Genomic DNA, 17317 nt, shown 5'->3' with positions numbered 1-17317 from the left:
AGAGGATGACCCTGATCCGCATCTATGCCGATGTGGATTTGTTAAGAGGCTTCTAATGTTGGAGTAGCTCAGAAAGTTCGGGGATTCGGGAGTAACGGTTGTGATGGACAGGACCCACGCGGGGGGCGTGCGGGAGGGGTCGCTGGTGTTGGCCAGATCGGCCGCTGCCGCCGAGTGGGGGACGTTGTACGCGACGGTGCGGGACGCGGTGGTGCGCAAGAAGTTCGCCGCCGTTCCGATGGCCACGGCGGCGACGTTTCTGATCCTCCTGTTCAGCATCACCCAGCACCTGCCGGGCGGTGAGCACTTCGTCAACCGCATCGGGGTGGTGAAGGCGGCGCTGCCGCTGGACGTCTCGCTGCTGCGGACCCCGCTCTCGCTGTACGTGCCGGCGCTGGACCTGCCGGTCTGGGGCGCACTGGCCCAGGTGTTCGTGGTCTTCGGCGTCGCCGAGATCGTGCTCGGCCGGCGGATGACCCTGGTGGTGGCCTACACCTGCACCCTGGCGGGCACGCTGTTCGCCCGGATCGGCGTGGCACTCGGCCCGGATCACCTGTTCGGCTTCCCGAAGTGGGTCGCCTACGTGCGGGACACCGGGCCGTCGGCCGCGGTGGTGGCACTGGCGATCTGCATCGCGTTCCGCTGCCGGGCCTGGCTCACCGCCGGCCTGGTGGTGGTCATGATGGTCGGCGAGGCGGTCGTGCTGCCGAACCTGGCCGGTCTGGAGCACGTGGTCGCGGTGATCACCGCGCTGCTGCTCGCCGTCGCGGTCGAGGTGTTCGGGGACTTCTGGCCGCGGGTGCTGGCCGGGGTCGGGGCCGCCACCTCGGTGGCCGCGACCGCGTCGCGGGAGGTCGCGGTGGAGGCCCGGCGGCGCCCGGCGGGCGCGCTCGTCCCCTGACCCACCCGCCGTCTGACGGCCGTCGGGCAGCCGGCCGTCAGGCGTGCGGCAGGGGGAGTTCGAACCAGACCACCTTGCCGACCGCCTTGCGGGCGGTGCCCCAGCGCTCGGCGAGCTTGGTCACCAGAGTGAGGCCGCGGCCGGTCTCGCCCAACTGCTCGGCCGGTTCCAGCGACGGCAGGTTGTGGTTGTCGTCGCTGACCTCGACCAGCAGCTTGTCCACCCGGATCAGCTGGAGCCGGACGCGGTCCCGGGCCACCCGGACGGCGTTCGTGACCAGCTCGCTGACCAGCAGCTCGGTGATGTCGCTGAGCGCCTCCAGGTGCCAGCCGGCCAGCTGCTCGCGGACCAGCGAGCGGGCCCGGCGCACCTCGCGGTGGTCCACCCTGAGGTCCCAGGTGGCCACCTCGGACGGGGCGACCCCGTCGAAGCGGGCCACCAGCAGGGCGACGTCGTCCTTCCGGTCGTCCGAGTGCAGCCGCTTGAGCACCACGTCGCAGGCCTGCTCGGGGCTCTGCCGCGGGTCGATCAGATTGCCGCACAGCGCGGCCAGGCCCGCTCCTATGTCGCCGCCCCGGACCTCGACCAGGCCGTCGGTGCACAGCACCAGCATCGAGCCGTCCGAGACGTCGATGGTCTTGGCGACGAACGGCACCCCGCCGACCCCGATCGGCGCGCCGGCCGGGATCTCCAGCAGCTCGCCGGAGCCGTCCGGGTGCACCAGCACCGGCGGGACGTGGCCGGCGCTGGCCAGCTCGCAGGTCCGGTTGATCGGGTCGTAGACCGCGTACAGGCAGGTGGCGAGGTGGTCGTCGCCGAGCTTGTGGGCCAGGTTGTCCAGGTGCCGCAGCAGCTGGCCGGGCGGCAGGTCGAGCGCGGCGAGGGTCTGCATGGCCGTCCGGAAGCGGCCCATCGCGGCCGCCGAGTGCAGGCCGTGGCCCATCACGTCGCCGACCACCAGGGCGACCCGGCTGCCGGGCAGCTGGATCGCGTCGAACCAGTCGCCGCCGACCTCGGCCTTCGGGTCGCCCGGCAGGTAGCGGTGGGCGATCTGGACGCCGGGGATCTGCGGCGGGCGGGTCGGGATCATCGAGCGCTGGAGGGTGGTGGCCACCCTGGCCTCGGCGCGGTGCAGCCGGGCGTTGTCCAGGGAGAGCGCGGCGCGGACGGCCAGCTCCTTGAGGGTGGCGGCGTCGCTCTCGTCGAAGGGTGCGCGGTCCGGCAGCCGGAGCAGCTTGAGGATGCCCAGCACGGTGCCCCGGGCGGACAGCGGCACCACCAGCATCGAGCGGCCGGAGACCACCTGGGCCAGCCGGGCCCCGCCGAGCGCGATCGCGTAGTCGACCGCGACGTCCGCGCTGATCACCGGGACCAGGACCGGCTGGTTCAGCTGCAGGGCCATCCCCGGCGGGGTGCGGCGCGGCATGCTGACCAGCGAGCCCTCGGACAGCACGTGGTCCCAGGCGCCGCCGGTCTCGTTGTAGACCAGGGCGACCCGGCGGAGCATGGTGTCGTCGTCCGGGCGGGCGGCCGGCAGTTCGGAGTCGGAGATCAGCCCGTCCACCAGGTCCACGCAGGCGAAGTCGGCGACCCGGGGGACCAGCACCTGGCAGAGCTCGTGCGCGGTGAAGCCGAGGTCCAGGGTGGTGCCGACCTTGCCGCCGACCTCGTTCAGCAGTGCCAGCTGCTCGCCGGCCTGCCCGTTGGTCAGGAACGGGCTCAGCCGCCCGGACGGGGCGCCCTCGGCGCCGGTGGGGGTCTGGTCGCTACGGCGGGGCGGACGGCCGTTGGCGGGCGGTTCGGCGGCGGCCGGCTCGATGGCGGCTCCTCCTCCGGTCGGGGACGGGGCGGTCGGGAGCGTGACCGCCGGGGCCGGGGTGGTCGGTGGGACGCCCGCCGGGGCGCCGACGGCGCCGGACGGCTGGGCGGCCGCGGACCGCTCGGCGGTCTCGCGCTGGGCCGGCAGCGGGCCGGGCGTCCGCCCCCGGACCGTCCGGGCCGGGGGCGCGGACTGCTCGGGCTGCGGCGGCGGGCCGACCCGGGCGGCGCGCTGCTGGGCGGTCGGGTAGCGGCGGCCGAGTCCGGCGGCGGCGTGCGCGGCGGCGGTCTGCGGGTCGGCGGGCAGGACCGGCAGCACGGTGGCCGGGTCCAGCCGCAGGGCGGGCAGACCGGCCTGGTCCAGCACGTCGAGCAGCAGCGCCCGGCGGGCGGCCGAACCGGCCGGCAGCAGCCCGGCCAGCCGGTCGGCCGACAGCAGACCGGCGCGCAGCCGGCCGGGCGGGGTCAGGGCCGCGCCCAGCCGGTGGAAGCCGCCCCGGGCGGGCGGGGTGGCGGCGAACGGCAGCAGCCGCTCGCCGAGTGCGAGCCGGGGGCCGGCGGTGCGCAGCGGTCGGGCGTCGGCGGCGAGGGCGAGCAGGCCGCCGAACGGGTCGGGCAGCGGCCAGGCCCACCAGAGCACGTCGCGCAGGTGCTCCTCGCGGTCGATGACGGCCAGCTGGCCGGCCCAGGGGCGCCCGTCGGCGGTCAGCGCGGCCAGGGTGTCCAGGGCGTCGCAGCGGCGGCGCACGGCGGACCCGGCGGCCTGGCCGGGGGCGGCGAGCGGTTCCACGGCGGGCAGCAGTCCGCTGGCCGGCCGGTCGTGGGCGACCTCGGCGCGGTGCCCGAACAGTTCCTCGGCGGCCCGGCTCCACTGGGCGATCCGTCCGGCCCGGTCGATCAGGACGAGGGCGAGCCGGACCAGGGCGGCCACGCCGGTCGGGTGGTCACCCGGTACGGCCTCGGCGTCCGCCGGACGCGGTGTGGAGTTGGACTCGGCCACCATGGATTCGGTCTGCTCCCGCCTGGCCGCCACGCCTGGAGGCGGCCGTCTCTCCGGAGGAAGGCACGCTGTGCGGAAACCCGGGGCGTGTCCTGTGGATCGTGCCGGGCTTGAGGGCGTGTCTGAACGAGTCCGCCGGGTGCCCGACGCCGCGCGCTGATCCGACGCGAATCATCAGACACGCCCTAGCGAAGCACGGACCGGCCCGGGCGTGATAGCGAAACGGGGAGATTCCTCAGGATCGGTTGCGTGCCGTGCGGCGCGCGCCGGTTCGCACTCCCCGTTCACCCGGACGGGGCTTTCGCGCGCGAGGGTAGGGTGGCAGGCCGGGCCACCCCGCGAGGCGGCTCCGCAGGACGCAGCCGGCCGGACGAGACAGAGGCGAGAAGTGACCGCGCAGAGCCCCGTCCGCTGGACGGACCCGCAGCAGCAGGAGTTGGAGGAGCGGGTCGCCGCCGCCGAACTCGCCTGGCTCAGCATGGACGTCGACGTGCAGACGCTGCGGGTCGAGATCGACAACTTCGCGCTGATCCACCATCAGCTGCTGGGCCCGCTCTACGCCCGGCTGGACGAGCTGGAGGCGCTGGTCGCCGAGGCGGTCGCGGCCAGGACCGGGCACCCCGAGGACCTCCGCCGGGCCGCCGAGGCCCGCCGGCAGGTCGACGAACTGCCCGACCTCGACGCGCTGTTCGACTCCGTCCGGGAGCAGGAGGCGGCCCCGCCGCCGCCCGCCGCGCCGGCCCGGGTGCGCCCCGGGCGGGACGCCCAGCGGATCTACCGCGAGCTGGTCCGCCGGGCCCACCCCGACCTCAGCACCGACCCGGCCGAGCAGCAGCGCCGGGCCGCGTTCCTGGCCCGGGTGAACGAGGCCTACGCGGTCGGCGACGCCGCCGCGCTGGAGGGCCTGTCCGCCGAGTGGTCCACCGCGCCCGAGGCCGCGCCCGGCGCCGACTCCCCCGACCGGCTGGAGTGGCTGCGCCGCCGGCTGGAGTGGCTGACCGGCAAGATCACCGAGACCGCCACCGAGCAGGTCCGGCTGGAACAGACCCCGATGGGCCAGCTGCTCGCGCTGGCCCCGCAGGACCCGGACCGGCTGCTGGAGCAGCTCGCCGAGGAACTGCTCGCCAAGGCCGCCGCCCAGCAGGCCGAACTGGAGCGGCTGCTCGGCGCCCCGGCCGCGGCGGGCGACGGCCACCGGCAGCCGGTGGGCGACAATGGCACCGACCCGACCCAGCCCCAGGAGAGCCACACGATGTTCGCGCAGATCCCCTCCACCACCGCCGCCGCAGTGCCCGCCGACGCAGCCCTGCTGGACGTGCGCGAGCAGGACGAGTGGGACGCCGGCCACGTGGACGGCGCGCTGCACATCCCGCTCGGCGAGGTCATCGCCCGGATCGGCGAACTGCCGGACGGGAAGCTGTACGTGCTCTGCCGGGTCGGCGGCCGCTCCGCGCAGGTCGTCCAGTACCTGGTGCAGCAGGGCCGGGACGCGGTGAACGTGGACGGCGGCATGTACGCCTGGGAGGGCGCGGGCCGTCCGATGGTGAGCAGCACCGACCAGGACGCCTTCGTCCTGTAGGTCTGTAGGTCTGTGGCCTCGTAGCCCCGTGGTCCGGTGGTCCGGTGGCCCCGTCCGGCACCGTCGTGTTCGCCCGGTAGGGCAGGATGGGCGCGCGACCGCGCCGGGACGGGACCCGGGCGGCGCGCCGACCGGGCCGGGGAGGCCATGACGGAGACGACGGACCGCCCGGCCGCCGGACGGGTCTGGTCGACGCCCGCGCAGCTCGTGCTCGGCCTGACCGCGGCGGTGCTGGTGGTCGGCACCGGGCTCTTCCTCGCGGCGGTGTTCCTGCACGTCGCGCCGGCCAACTCGCTGTCCCGGCAGTACCGGGACGAGGTCGACGGCCTGGTGTACCCGGAGTTCGAGCAGAACTGGCGGCTGTTCGCGCCGAATCCGCTGCAGCAGAACGTCAGCCTGGACGCCCGGGTGCGCACGGCCGCCGCCGACGGCACTACCCGCACCCGCGACTGGACCGGGCTGACCGCGCAGGACCTCGCCGCGATCCGGCACAACCCCGCCCCCAGCCACGTCGACCAGAACCTGCTGCGCCGGGCCTGGGACTTCTACGACGGCTCGCACAACCCGCAGGACGAGGCACTGACCAACACCCGCGGCAGGCTCGCCGAGCAGTACCTCAAGCGGATCGCGCTGCAGCGGATCGGCCGGGAGGTGGACGGCGAGCGGATCCTGGAGATCGAGTTCCGGGCCACCGCGGTGACCGTCCCACCGCCGTCCTGGAGCGGCGAGGCCGCGCCACCGGCGCCGAAGGTGCGGGAGCTGCCCTGGTGGCCGGTGGACGACGAGGACTACCGGGAGCTCGGGTGAGCGAGGTGTCGCCGGAGGTGTCGCCCGAACTCTCGCCCGACGTGGCGTCCGAGTTCTCGCCCGAGTTCTCGCCGGAGGTATCGCCGCAGCCCGAGCAGCGGTGGTCGGAGGGCATCCCGCGCCAGGCCGGGCAACCGCCCGCCGCCGGCTCGGCCCCCGGGCCCCGGCCCGACCCGGCGCCGCGCGGGCCCGGCCCGGCCGACCTGGCCGCCCGGGCGATGGCGGCCTTCACCGGGCGGGCGCTGGGCCGCCACCAGGCCGCCGTGGTGCGGATCGGCTTCGGGCTGGTCTGGCTCGCCTACCTGCTGCGCGAGTGGCCCAACCGGCGGGTGCTGTACGGGGACCGGTCGCCCTGGTCGATGGACCTGGCCGAGCGGCTGCTGACCGACAACGGGGCGTTCACCGTGCTGCCGTGGTTCGGCGGGCGGCCCTGGTCCGAGCTGGTCTACCACCTGGCGGTGCTGGCCGCCGTCGCGGTGGTGCTGGGCTGGCGGACCAGGGCGAGTGCGGTGCTGTTCCTGGTCACCGTGCTGTCGCTGCAGAACCGCAACGTCTTCCTCGGCGACGGCGGTGACAACGTCGTCCACCTGATGGCGGTCTACCTGGTCTTCACCCGCTGTGCCGAGGTGTGGTCGCTGGACGCCCGGCGGGCCCGGCCGGGGCGGGCCGGGGTGGTGCTCTGGGTGCTGCTCGGCGCCGTCCTGGCGGCCTGCCAGGTCGGCGGCTTCTCCGGTGAGAGCCTCACCTGGACGGTCCGGACCTTCCCGTACGTCGGCTGGGCGCCGTTGTTCTGGGGGCTCTGGGCGGTGGCCGGGCTCTGGTGGACGCTCGGGCGGTTGCGGCCGGACGGCGAACCGCGCGCGGTGCTCGACGCGCTGGCGAACATGGTGCACAACTGCGCGATGCTGGTGATCGCCGTCGAGGTGGTGCTGATCTACGCGACGGCCGGCTGGTACAAGGTGCAGGGCTCGCGCTGGCAGGACGGCACCGCGCTGTACTACCCGCTGCACCTGGACTACTTCACGCCCTGGCCGTGGCTGTCCGGGCTGGTCGGCGCGGCGCTGCTGCCGGTCTTCCTGATCTCGTACGGCACGGTGATCGTGCAGGTCGCGTTCCCGTTCACGCTGCTCAACCGGCGGGTCAAGAACGTGCTGCTGGCCGTGCTGCTGGCCGAGCACCTGGGGATCGCGCTGCTGCTCGGGCTGCCGGTGTTCTCGCTCGCGATGATCGCGGCGGACGCGGTGTTCCTGCCGACCGGCGCGCTGCTCTGGGCGGCGGCGCGGCTGCGGCGGATCCGGCGGTCACGAGCGCCGGTCGCCGAGGGCGTGCCCTAGGCTGACCCGTATGTCCTGGTTCGCCGCCCTTCGCGACACCGCGCGGACCGGACTCACCCTCGACCGGGCGCTCACCGACCCCAAGCGGGCCCTGCGCGGGGCCGTCGCGGTGGCGTTGGTGCTCTTCCCCACCCTCGCGCTCGGCGGGGTCGCGCTCGCCACCTCGGCCGCGATGGGCGCCTTCATCGCCGGCACGGCCACCTTCCAGCGCAGCTTCCGGCCCCGGGCCAGCCTCGCCGTCGCGGCCGGGGCCGGGCTCGGGGTCAGCACCTTCCTCGGCTACCTGGCGGCCGGGGTGCCCGGGTTGTTCCCGGTGCTGCTCGCGGTGTGGGCCTTCGGCGCCGGGCTCGCCTGGGCGATCGGGCCGACCGCCGGGGTGGTCGCGACCAACACCGTCTCGGTGATGCTGATCGTCGTCCAGCTCCCGGTCAGCGCGACCGCCGCGCTCGGACACGGGCTGGTCGCCGCCCTCGGCGGGGTCGTCCAAGCCGTCGTCATCACCCTGTGGCCGATCGGGAGCTGGAGTGCCCAGCGGGACGCCCTCGCCGACACCTACGCGGAACTCGCCGACTACGCGCGCAGGTTGAGGCAGGACCCGACCGCGCACGTCGACCCGGCGCCGTTCATGACGGCCCGGCACGCCGCCGCCCTGACCCCCTGGCAGGACCGCCACCGGCCGGCCGAACTGCGCGGCCTGCGCGGCCTCGCCGAGCGCATCCGGCCCACCCTGGCCGCGCTCGCCGACCCCAAGGTGGGCGCCCCGGAGGAGGGGCCCGAACGCGACCGGGCCCGTGAGGTGCTGGCGGCCGCCGCCGAGGTCATGGACGCCCTGGCCCGGGCCGTCCGCACCGGCGACCCCGTCCGGCTGCCCCGCTCGGCGCCCACGCTCACCCTGGTCCCGCCGGACGAGGGGCCGCGGCTGCAGGGGGCGGCCCGGCGGTCGGCCCGCCGGCTGGGCGGGCTGCTGCGCAAGGCCGCGGACACGCTGGAGCGGGGCGACGCGGACACCATCACCACACCCGTGATCGGCGCGGGCGGGGCGCTGCACAAGCCGTCGATCCTCCGGATGCTGCCGGTCGCGCTGCGGACGGTGCGCCGGCAGCTGCGGCCGCGCTCGGCGATCTTCCAGCACGCCGTCCGGCTCGCCGGGGTGGTCACCGTCGCCTACCTGCTGGCCCGACTGGTCGGCTTCCACCACGGCTACTGGGCGCCGATGACCGCCGCGATGGTGATGCGGCCGGACTTCGCCCAGACCTACAGCCGGGGTGTCGCCCGGCTGGCCGGGACGGTCGTCGGGGTCGCCGTCTCGACGCTGGTGGTGCAGCTCACCCACCCCGGGGAGTGGGTGCTGGCCGCGCTGGCCGTGCTGTGCATCGGCGGGTCGTACCTCGCGTTCCAGACCGGGTACGCGCTGACGACGGTCGGGATCTCGACGTACGTGGTGTTCCTGCTCGGGCTCCAGGCCGGGAACCCGCTCACGACGGCCTTCGAACGGGTCGGGCTCACCCTGCTCGGCGGGTCGGTGGCGCTGGTGACGTACGCGCTCTTCCCGACCTGGCAGACCGCCCGGCTCGGGGAGCGGCTGGCCGAGTGGCTCGCCGCCGCCGGGCGGTACGCGGCCGCGGTGGTCGCCTGCTACGAGGACCCGGCCGCGCCGCGCGGGCGGGCCGTGCGGGCCGCGCTACTGGACTCCCGGGAGGCCCGCTCGGAACTGCTCCAGGCCATGCAGCGCGCCGACGCCGAACCGGGCCGGCACGCCTCCGGGCTGCCCGGGGTGTCCCGGCGCCAGGTCGACCGGGCCCGGGCGGCCGTCGGGCACCTGGGGCGGGTCGCCGTCCTGCTGGAGGCGCACCTGCCGGCCGCCGACGCCGACCCGGTGCCGGGGACGGCGGAGTACGCGGAGGAGCTGCGGCTGGCCACCGCGCTCGCGGGGGCGGCGCTGCTCACCGGGCAGCCGGTGGAGTTCGGCGCCGTGCGGGAGGCGCAGGCGCGGCTGGAGGAACGGCTGGCGCAGGCGCCGGCGGGGGTGCAGCGGGACGTGGTGCGGGCGGGGACGCGGCTGCTGGGGCAGGCGCTGAAGGACCTGGAACGGGCGTTGCGGGGGCGGGAGGACGTGCGGGGGCCGCAGTAGGCGCCGTTCGCCCCTCCTGGAAGGGCGAACGGCGGGGGCGAACGTCGGGGAGGCGAACGGCGCCGGGGCGTCAGGCGGCGCGGGCGGCGGCCTCCAGCCAGTTGGCGAACTCGCAGGCGAAGTGCCACTGGTGGCCGGTGCCGAGGAGGGCGGGGGCGGCCTCGGGGAACTGGACGGTGAGGCGGATCCGCAGGCCGTCCGGGGTGTCGGCGAACTCGTGCATCACCCGCAGCACCTCGGTGCCGTCGGCGAGGGTGCCGGTGCCGCCGATGCGGACCGGGAAGGCCTGGTGGCCGGGCCCGGCGATCGGGACGTCGTCGTGGAAGCGCAGGAAGAAGCGGGCCGGGCCGGTGCCGAGGGTCTCGATGATCTCGACCCGTTCGCCGGTGGAGTCGGCCAGGTAGTGCTCGGGGTTGGCGGCGAGCAGGGCGTCCCGGTCGGGGGCGTGCAGGCGGCCCTGCCACCAGGTGAGGAAGCGGTCGGCGTCGATGCCGGTGGCGGTGAGCTCGGTGACGGCGGTGCTCCACCGGCCGCCGGAGGCGTGGGCCCAGGCGGCCAGGGCGGTGTCGGCGGCGGTGGTGTCGGGGGTGAGCAGTTCGCGCGTCCGGTCGTCGCCGAGGCGCTGCTTGAGCAGGCGCAGGGCGGTGCGGGCGCGGTCGAGCTCCCAGGCGAGGACGGCCTCGCGCGGGTGGCTGGTGCCGTCGATGTCGGTGTGGACGGTGAGCGCGGTGGTGGTCACGGCGTCACTCCTCGGCTCCTCAACGATGCGGAGAGATTTTCTCCGCTTCACTGGACGCTAACATAGGGGGAGAGAATTTCTCCGGTTAGGGAGTTGCCGATGAGGGCCGACGCGGAACGCAGCCGGCGCAGGATCCTGGACGCCGCCTGCGAGGTGTTCCTGGAACGGGGCCCGGACGCCCCGCTGGACGCCGTGGTCCGCCGGGCCGGGGTAGGCCCGGCCACCCTCTACCGGCGCTTCCCCGACCGGGAGGCCCTGGTCCGCGCCCTGGTCACCGACCTGCTGGCCCGGCTCGCCGAGGCCGCCGCACAGGCCCGCCGCGACGAGACCGACCCGTACCGGGCGCTGCGCCGCTTCGTGCACGCCGCCGCCGACCTGCGGATGGGCGCGGCGATCGTGGTGCTGCTGGAGCGGCTGGTGGTGGACCAGGACCTGGTCGCCGTCCGCCGCGACGCCGTCACCGCCGTCGAGGCACTGCTGCGCGCCGCCCAGGACGTCGGGCGGCTGCGGGCCGACGTGGGGATGGGCGACCTGGTGCTGCTCTGCGTCCGGGTGTCCCGCCCGCTGCCGGGCGCGCTGGCCGCGCTCGACGCGGACGGCTCGCTGGTCCACCGGCACCTCGACCTCGCGCTCGCCGGCCTGGCCGCCGATCCGGACGGCCCGACCGGCCGGCCGCTCGGCTTCGACGAGGTGATCGCCGCCGCCGGCCGCCCCGGCGAGCCCGACCCGGGCGGGATCGTCCCGGGCGGGGTGGCCCCGGGCGGGGTGGCCCCGGATCAGGCGGTCCTGGATCAGGTGGCCCTGGATCAGACGGCCTCGGGCGAGGTGGCAGAGTGAACGCCATGAACGCCATGGACGACGAGGTGCTGCGGGCGTGGCGGGCGGCGGAGCGGGAGCCGGGGGCCGTCCTGCTGGACGGGTTCCACCCGCTGAAGCACGCGCTGCGCTTCGGCGGGGACGTCCGGCGGGTGCTGACCGCCGACCGGGCGGCGCTGCTGGCCCTGGCCGGGGAACTGGCGCCGGACGTCGCCCCGGCACTGGACACGCTGGCGGTGGAGCTGCCCGAGGACCGGCTGCGGACGCTGGCACCCCGGCTGCACCCGACCGGGGTGGTCGCCCTGGCCGCGCGGCCGTCCGTCGGGGCGAACCTGGCGGCCCTGGCCCGGCGCCCGCGCCCGGCCCCGGTGGTGCTGCTGGAGAACCCGCGCAACCTGGGCAACGTCGGGGCGGTGATCCGGCTGGCGGCCGGCTTCGGCGCCACCGGCGTGGTGACCACCGGCGATCTGGACCCCTGGCACCCGACCGTGCTGCGCGGCAGCGCGGGCCTGCACTTCGCCACCGCGGTGGAGCGGCTGGCCCTGCCGGAGCTGCCCGCCGGGCCGCTGTACGTGCTGGACCCGGAGGGCGCGGACATCCGGACGCTGCCGTTCCCGGACGACGCGCTGCTCGCCTTCGGCACCGAGCGGCACGGGGTCTCGGCGGAGCTCAAGGCGCGGGCGGACCACCTGGTCTCGGTGCCGATGCAGCCGGGGGTGTCCAGCTTCAACCTGGCCACCAGCGTGGCGATGGGCCTCTTCCACTGGATGTCGTCGAAGCCGCAGGGGTGAGGCGTGGCGCCCGCCGGGCGGGCACCACGCCGTTCACGGGCTAGGCCCTGTCCGGCCGATCTTGCCGGGCCCGCGACTCCCCCAGCCTTCGGCCGGGAGGTACCCCCATTACGCATCCCGCCTGGACGCACGCCCGAATCGCCCAAGTACGTCCAGTACGAGGACGATTTGGGCGCACGCCCAGCCGGGCGCCCAACGCCGCGGGCTGATCCGCCAAGATCGGCCGGACAGGGCCTAGGCGAAGAGCCGGCGCCAGGTGTCCGGGCCGGGGTAGCCGTCGGCCTCGGCGCCGCGCCAGCCCTGGGCCTGCTGGAAGGCCTGGACGGCCCGCCGGTCGCTCTCGCTCCAGCGCGGGCCGGGGCCGACGCCGTACGAGCCGCCGAAGCCCTTGCGGACCAGCTGCTCGCCCAGCAGGCGGACCTGGTCGTTGTTCTGACCCGGGCCGAAGTACTGCCGGCCGGGGAAGGCGGGCGCCCCGGTGCCGGGCTGGACCGGCGGCGGCAGCGGGGTGGTGCCGGCGCCGATGGCGCGGCCCTTGCCGTTGACCAGGTAGTCCCAGGTGTCCTTGCCGGGGATGCCGTCGGCCTCGGCGCCGCGCCAGCCCTGGGCCTCCTGGAAGGCCTGGGTGGCCCGCCGGTCGGCCTCGCCCCAGCGCGGGTCGGGCCCCTCGGAGTAGAACCGGGCGCCACCGCGCTGCACCAGCAGCCGGCCGAGCTCGGTGACGTACGCGTTGTTCGCGCCGGGGCCGAATTTGTCCGTGCCCGGGAAGGCGGTGGCCGGGGCGCCGTCGTTGCTGCCGCCGGACAGGCCGGTGTAGCGGTACGGGACGTAGGCGCCGGAGTTGTTCCAGTAGGCGTACGGGGTGTCGCGCTTCTTGGTGCCGGGGGAGGTCTGCTCGTAGGCGAGGTAGCGGGTGAGGGAGGAGTCCGTCCAGCCGCCGAAGATCGTCACGTGCGACCCGGACTGCGGGCTGGCCGGGTTGTTGTAGATCAGCACGTCGCCGGGCTGGAGGTCGGCCTTGCCGATCCGCTCGGCGAAGTTCGGCAGGGTCCAGGTGGTCTGGCTGCTGCCGAGGCCCCAGGCCATCGAGACGAAGCCGGAGCAGTCCTGGCGGTAGCCGTCCGACCAGTAGCTGCCCATGCCGTACGGCACCTGCTGGTCGACCCAGCCCTGGGCGCGCTGGATGATCTGCGCCCGGGTGGGCGGCTGGGTGGCGGCGCGCGGGGCGGCGAAGGCGCGGGCGCCGGGCGCTTGTCCGTAGAGGCCGCTGACCTCGCCCTGCGGGGTCTGCGGGGGCTGGGCGGTGCTGCTGCCGCCCGGGGTGGGGCCGGGGGTGGGGGCGGCGGTGGCGTGTCCGGCGGCGGCCGTCCCGCCGCCCACCGCGGTGCCGACGGCGGCCATCAGCACGGCGGCCCGGCGGCGGATGCTGCGGGCCGCGGCGTGCCCGCCCTCGTGGACCGGTGCGGCGTGCCGCCGGGCGCGGCGGCGGGCGCTGCAGCCCCCGCATATGCAGTCCTCGTCCGGTTCGACCTCGTCGAACTCCAGCAGCGGGGACAGGTGGTCGGTACGGGTCATGCTCCGCCTCTTTCCTGCGGTCTTCCTGGTCGACGCCTGACGGCGTGACAGGACTGGCCTTCCCGGGCCGGCCCCGCGTGTTATCGGGACCAAAGTCCCAAAGCGGGCGGAAGGTGGCACGGCGGATTGCGCCGGACGGGTGACAACCGTTCGGCGGCCCGGGCGTGGCGGGGGCGAGGAGGAGACGGTAGTGCCGGTGCGGGGCCTGGCGGCCGGTCAGGCGTGGCGGGGGTGCACGGGCCGGTTCGAGGACGGCGGGGGCGGCTGGATGTCAGGGATGACTGGACGCCGGGGGGCGGCTACTGCCACTCCCAGCGGATGCCGATGTGTCCGGGCTGCTGGTCCGGGGCGAGCACGTGGGCACTCGCGGAGGCGCCGATCCAGAGCTGCTCGCGGCGGTGGTCGACGTCCGCGCCCGGCTCGCGGTCGTAGCGCTCGCAGTGTGCGGGGACGGCCGCCGGGTCGAAGTGCACCTGGAGCACGTACTCGCGCACCGGGGTGGCGAAGCGGCGGCTGTACTCCAGCGTCGGGCCGCCCGGCGGGATCTCCACCTCGTACTCGAAGACCGTGCTGTCGCCGAGCGCCAGCGGGCGGTCCAGCATCAGCTCGCCGACGGTCAGGCCGGCCTCCGGGCGGCGCCGGACCCGGCCCAGCCGGCCGTGCCGCACCGAGGTGATCTCCGGGCAGCCGGTCGCCTCCTCGTCGGCCTTGTGCACGACCAGGCAGCGGCCCACGCCGCCGACGGTGGCGCGCACCACCTGGCGCATCCGCAGCAGGTTGCCGCGCCGCTCGGCGTCCACGTAGTACGAGTCGTGGATGCTCAGCCGCTCCAGTTCGCCCTGCGGCGGGGCGTCCAGCTCGGCGAAGATGTCCGCGATCTGCCGTTCGCCCGGCCAGACGTCCTCCAGGCCGAGGTGGCAGGTGTTCGCGACGGCGGCCCAGCGGCCGCGCGGGCGGGGCGGGCCGAGCAGCGAGGTGAGCGCGCTGTGCGGCAGTCCGAGCAGTTCCTCCAGCAGGTGGACGGCCCTCAGCGAGCTGGCCCGTTCGGGCTGGCTGCGCCCGCGCCGCCAGTAACTCAGCGTCGTGACACTGACTCTGACGCCACGTTGGGTGAGGGCGGCTCTGATCCTGTCCAGGCTGAGGCCGCTGGCCTCGATGGCCAGGTGCAGGGTGTCCGCGAAGCCGCCCGGGGCGGTGGCCCGCCCGGCGTGCGCGGGTGCCGGAGGCGGTGCGGGTACGGACGGGCCGGGGCGCTCCGGGCGCAGTCCGACCAGCCGGAGTCGCGCGGAGTCCTGAGGCTGCTGTGCGGCCATGCGGTGACCCTCCCCGCCAGGTGAGTTCGGAGGGGCCTGGCCGGCGCCGAGGCTCGCCGCCGACGGCTTCACCGAGCTTTGGGGAACCCTATGCACGGTCGAGAGGCTACGTCATCAGTCGTGCGTATGACAGGGGTCACGGCAGGTGAACCGAAGGGTTAGTGATCTTGAAACAGTTCGGAAACACACGCCCTCGCCGCCCGCCCGCGCCGCCCGCCGGGACGGGCGGACGCACACCGCCGGGGCGGGCCCTGTCGGCGCCGCCCCGGCGGGGGTCAGGTGGTGCTACCCGCTGGTGGTCAGTTGACGTTCAGCGCGACGTCGTCGATCACGAAGCTGGTCTGGTTGGAGCCGTCCTCGGTGCCGGTGAACTTGATGGTCACGCTCTTGCCGGCGAAGGAGGAGAGGTCCAGGGTGCGCTTCACGTAGCCGGCGGCGGCGTTGACGTTGGAGTACGTCGCCAGCGTGGTGCCGTTGGCCTGGACGGTCAGCTTGTCGTACGCGGTGGTGCCGGTCTCCGCGGTGTCGATGTGCAGCCAGAAGGTGAGGCTGGCGGACTTGCAGCCGGCCGGCACCGAGACGGTCTGCGACAGGGTGTCGGTGTGGGCGCTGCCGTAGCCGTCCAGCCAGGCCTTCCAGCTGCCCGAGTGGGCCGCCTGCGAGGAGCTGTTGTCGACCACGCCGCTGGAGGTGGTCCACGGGGCGGCGGTGCCGGTCTCGAAGCCGCCGTTGCCGATCAGCTGGGCCGCGGTGCAGCCGCCGGGCGGGGTGGTGGAGCCGCCGCCGAGTAGGGCGGTGGTCAGGCCGTCGGCGATCGGGGTGCCCCAGCCGGTGACCTGGTCGTAGCCCGTACCGGCCGGGAAGTCCTGGTTGGAGCCGCTGGTCACGTCGTGGAAGGCACCCGAGTAGTTGCTGCTGTTCGCGACCGCGTACAGCTTCGGGCTCGCCTCGCCCAGCACCGGCTGGCCGGCCGCCTTGGCCTTCTGGTTGAACTGGGCCGCGTAGCCGGCCCACAGCGGCGCCGCCGCGCTGGTGCCGCCGTAGACCTGCCAGGAGCCGGCCGTGTAGATCGCGAAGCCGCTCGCCGGGTCGGCGTTGGAGGAGACGTCCGGGACGGTGCGCATGGTGCCGCTGCCGGTGCCGGTGCCGGTCTGCCAGGTCGGCTTGCCGAACACGGTGGAGACGCCGCCGCCGGCGCTGCTCCAGGCGCTCTCCGAGGAGTACGAGGTGCCGGACACCTGGAGGTTGGTGCCGCCGACGCCGGTCTGGTGCGGGCTGGACGCCGGGAAGTCGACCGCCTTGACCGACGAGCCGCTGGTGGAGCGGGTGCAGTCGCGGGAGCCGTCGTCACCGGAGGCGGAGAAGATCGAGATGCCCTGGGCGGCGGCCTGCTTGAAGGCGTTGTCCACGGCCGTCATCGAGGCGGCGGTGGTGTCCGGCTCGCAGGAGCCCCACGAGATCGAGATGACCGAGACCTGGTTGTCGGCCACGATCTTGTTGGCCATGTCGATCTCGCCCTGGTCGCTGTTGGGCGCCTCGTAGACCAGCTGGGTCGCCTTCGGCGCCGCGCCGCGGACGATCTCGCTGTCCAGCTCGACCTCGCCCTGGCCCTGGCCGGGGGCGGAGTCGTAGTTGGCGCCGTCCACCGAGACCGTGGAGACGGCCGGGCCGGACAGGCCGTACTGCGAGTCGTAGGTGGTCAGGTTGGAGGACGAGTAGCCGTCGAACTCCCAGAGGGCGACCGTCGTGCCGGTGCCGTCGGCGCCGGTCTTGTTCAGGTTGTAGGCGCCGTCGTACTGCGACGGGCCGAAGCCGCTCGGGGTCGAGGAGGCGGTGTGCGGGGTGACCGAGTTCGGCTTGGCCAGGCGGTTCTTGCGGACCGCGTGGTTGTCCAGGCCGCTCACGCCCTGGACCACGTCGGCCAGGTCGGCCGGGACGGAGGCGGCGGCGTCGTTGGCGAAGAAGGCGCGCTGCAGCTGCGGGTCGACGTAGGAGCTCTCGTGGGTGCCGAAGGCCTGCGAGATCTGCGCGTTGGTGCCGTGGGCGCTGACCACCTGGCGGTTGGCGCTCACCTCGGTGACGGTCAGGCCCTGGGCGGCCAGGTAGGTCTTGACCTGGTCGACGGCGGCCTGGGTCGGCCCGAACCGGGCGGTGAACTGCTCCGGCGTCAGGTACTTGCCGAACTCGGGGGTGCCGGGGGTGGCGACCGCGGTGAGGAAGTGCTCCAGGGCGGCGGTGTCACGCAGCTTCAGGCTGACGGCCACCGAGATCTGCTGCTCGGCCGGGACGTCGCCCTTCTTCTCCGAGTGGGCCACCGCCGGGTTGACGGTGTTCGGGAGCGCGACACGGGGAGCGGGGGCGGCCTGCGCGGTGGAGACACCGAGCGAGACGGCGGTCAGCGGCAGCACGGCTATCGCCGCGGCGAGGGCAAGGGAGCGGGGGCGCAACGGATCCTCCTCTGGCCGGCTGTGGGGGCCGGCAAGGGGCCAGAGCGTTCCGGAGTCGAAAACGCT

General features: G+C 74.9%; 12 protein-coding genes. 7 read left to right on the top strand and 5 right to left on the bottom strand.

All coding sequences use genetic code 11. The features are described 5' to 3' along the window. Positions 1-103 precede the first annotated feature (103 nt). Entirely contained in the window at positions 104-901 is a 798-nt protein-coding gene (locus A6F73_RS41485) for a hypothetical protein (protein ID WP_159398469.1), read from the top strand. 37 nt (positions 902-938) lie between these two features. Here the strand turns inward: A6F73_RS41485 and A6F73_RS16070 are convergent, their stop codons facing one another. Then, positions 939-3752 carry a SpoIIE family protein phosphatase gene (locus tag A6F73_RS16070; protein WP_244293406.1) on the bottom strand — a complete coding sequence of 938 codons (2814 nt, stop codon included), beginning with the start codon at positions 3750-3752 and terminating at the stop codon, positions 939-941. Positions 3753-4107: 355 nt separating this feature from the next. Here A6F73_RS16070 and A6F73_RS44025 point away from each other — a divergent pair, with 355 nt between their 5' ends. From A6F73_RS44025 to A6F73_RS16050, 4 genes are all read left to right on the top strand, one after another. Next, positions 4108-5298, top strand: coding sequence for a rhodanese-like domain-containing protein (locus tag A6F73_RS44025; RefSeq protein WP_063348441.1), 1191 nt, complete (start codon positions 4108-4110; stop codon positions 5296-5298). A gap of 147 nt (positions 5299-5445) precedes the next feature. Continuing rightward, positions 5446-6105, top strand: coding sequence for a DUF5819 family protein (locus A6F73_RS16060; protein ID WP_063348440.1), 660 nt, complete (start codon positions 5446-5448; stop codon positions 6103-6105). 218 nt (positions 6106-6323) lie between these two features. Beyond that, complete coding sequence (locus A6F73_RS16055) at positions 6324-7439, top strand: HTTM domain-containing protein (RefSeq protein WP_244293636.1); 1116 nt, start codon at positions 6324-6326, stop codon at positions 7437-7439. 10 nt (positions 7440-7449) lie between these two features. After that, a complete protein-coding gene (locus A6F73_RS16050; RefSeq protein ID WP_063348438.1) occupies positions 7450-9570 on the top strand; it encodes an FUSC family protein in 2121 nt (706 codons plus the stop codon). A gap of 70 nt (positions 9571-9640) precedes the next feature. Here the strand turns inward: A6F73_RS16050 and A6F73_RS16045 are convergent, their stop codons facing one another. Further along, positions 9641-10309 (bottom strand): hypothetical protein, encoded by a 669-nt coding sequence (locus tag A6F73_RS16045; protein ID WP_063348437.1) that lies wholly within the window; start codon positions 10307-10309, stop codon positions 9641-9643. A 99-nt stretch (positions 10310-10408) separates the two neighbouring features. Here A6F73_RS16045 and A6F73_RS16040 point away from each other — a divergent pair, with 99 nt between their 5' ends. Next, positions 10409-11146, top strand: coding sequence for a TetR/AcrR family transcriptional regulator (locus A6F73_RS16040; RefSeq protein WP_063348436.1), 738 nt, complete (start codon positions 10409-10411; stop codon positions 11144-11146). 14 nt (positions 11147-11160) lie between these two features. After that, positions 11161-11916, top strand: coding sequence for an RNA methyltransferase (locus A6F73_RS16035; protein ID WP_063351248.1), 756 nt, complete (start codon positions 11161-11163; stop codon positions 11914-11916). A gap of 234 nt (positions 11917-12150) precedes the next feature. On the opposite strand, the gene A6F73_RS16030 is transcribed toward A6F73_RS16035, so the two are convergent. The 3 genes from A6F73_RS16030 to A6F73_RS16020 form a co-directional block, all read right to left on the bottom strand. Then, on the bottom strand, positions 12151-13491 hold the full coding sequence (locus A6F73_RS16030; RefSeq protein ID WP_063348435.1) for a peptidoglycan-binding protein: 1341 nt from the start codon (positions 13489-13491) through the stop codon (positions 12151-12153). 299 nt (positions 13492-13790) lie between these two features. Then, on the bottom strand, positions 13791-14804 hold the full coding sequence (locus tag A6F73_RS16025) for a hypothetical protein (RefSeq protein WP_079135727.1): 1014 nt from the start codon (positions 14802-14804) through the stop codon (positions 13791-13793). A gap of 299 nt (positions 14805-15103) precedes the next feature. Then, positions 15104-17251, bottom strand: coding sequence for a protease pro-enzyme activation domain-containing protein (locus A6F73_RS16020; protein ID WP_063348434.1), 2148 nt, complete (start codon positions 17249-17251; stop codon positions 15104-15106). Between the last annotated feature and the right edge of the window lie 66 nt (positions 17252-17317).

The sequence above is a fragment of the Streptomyces sp. MJM8645 genome, from assembly GCF_001625365.1.
Classification (GTDB): Bacteria; Actinomycetota; Actinomycetes; order Streptomycetales; family Streptomycetaceae; genus Kitasatospora.
This window is presented reverse-complemented; position numbering and strand designations above follow the sequence as displayed.

Coding starts and splice junctions, on each gene's coding strand:
- A6F73_RS41485 (WP_159398469.1), top strand. CDS start 104: ATGGACAGGACCCACGCGGGGGGCGTGCGGGAGGGGTCGCTGGTGTTG.
- A6F73_RS16060 (WP_063348440.1), top strand. CDS start 5,446: ATGACGGAGACGACGGACCGCCCGGCCGCCGGACGGGTCTGGTCGACG.
- A6F73_RS16055 (WP_244293636.1), top strand. CDS start 6,324: ATGGCGGCCTTCACCGGGCGGGCGCTGGGCCGCCACCAGGCCGCCGTG.
- A6F73_RS16050 (WP_063348438.1), top strand. CDS start 7,450: ATGTCCTGGTTCGCCGCCCTTCGCGACACCGCGCGGACCGGACTCACC.
- A6F73_RS16040 (WP_063348436.1), top strand. CDS start 10,409: ATGAGGGCCGACGCGGAACGCAGCCGGCGCAGGATCCTGGACGCCGCC.
- A6F73_RS16035 (WP_063351248.1), top strand. CDS start 11,161: ATGGACGACGAGGTGCTGCGGGCGTGGCGGGCGGCGGAGCGGGAGCCG.
- A6F73_RS16030 (WP_063348435.1), bottom strand. CDS start 13,491: ATGACCCGTACCGACCACCTGTCCCCGCTGCTGGAGTTCGACGAGGTC.
- A6F73_RS16025 (WP_079135727.1), bottom strand. CDS start 14,804: ATGGCCGCACAGCAGCCTCAGGACTCCGCGCGACTCCGGCTGGTCGGA.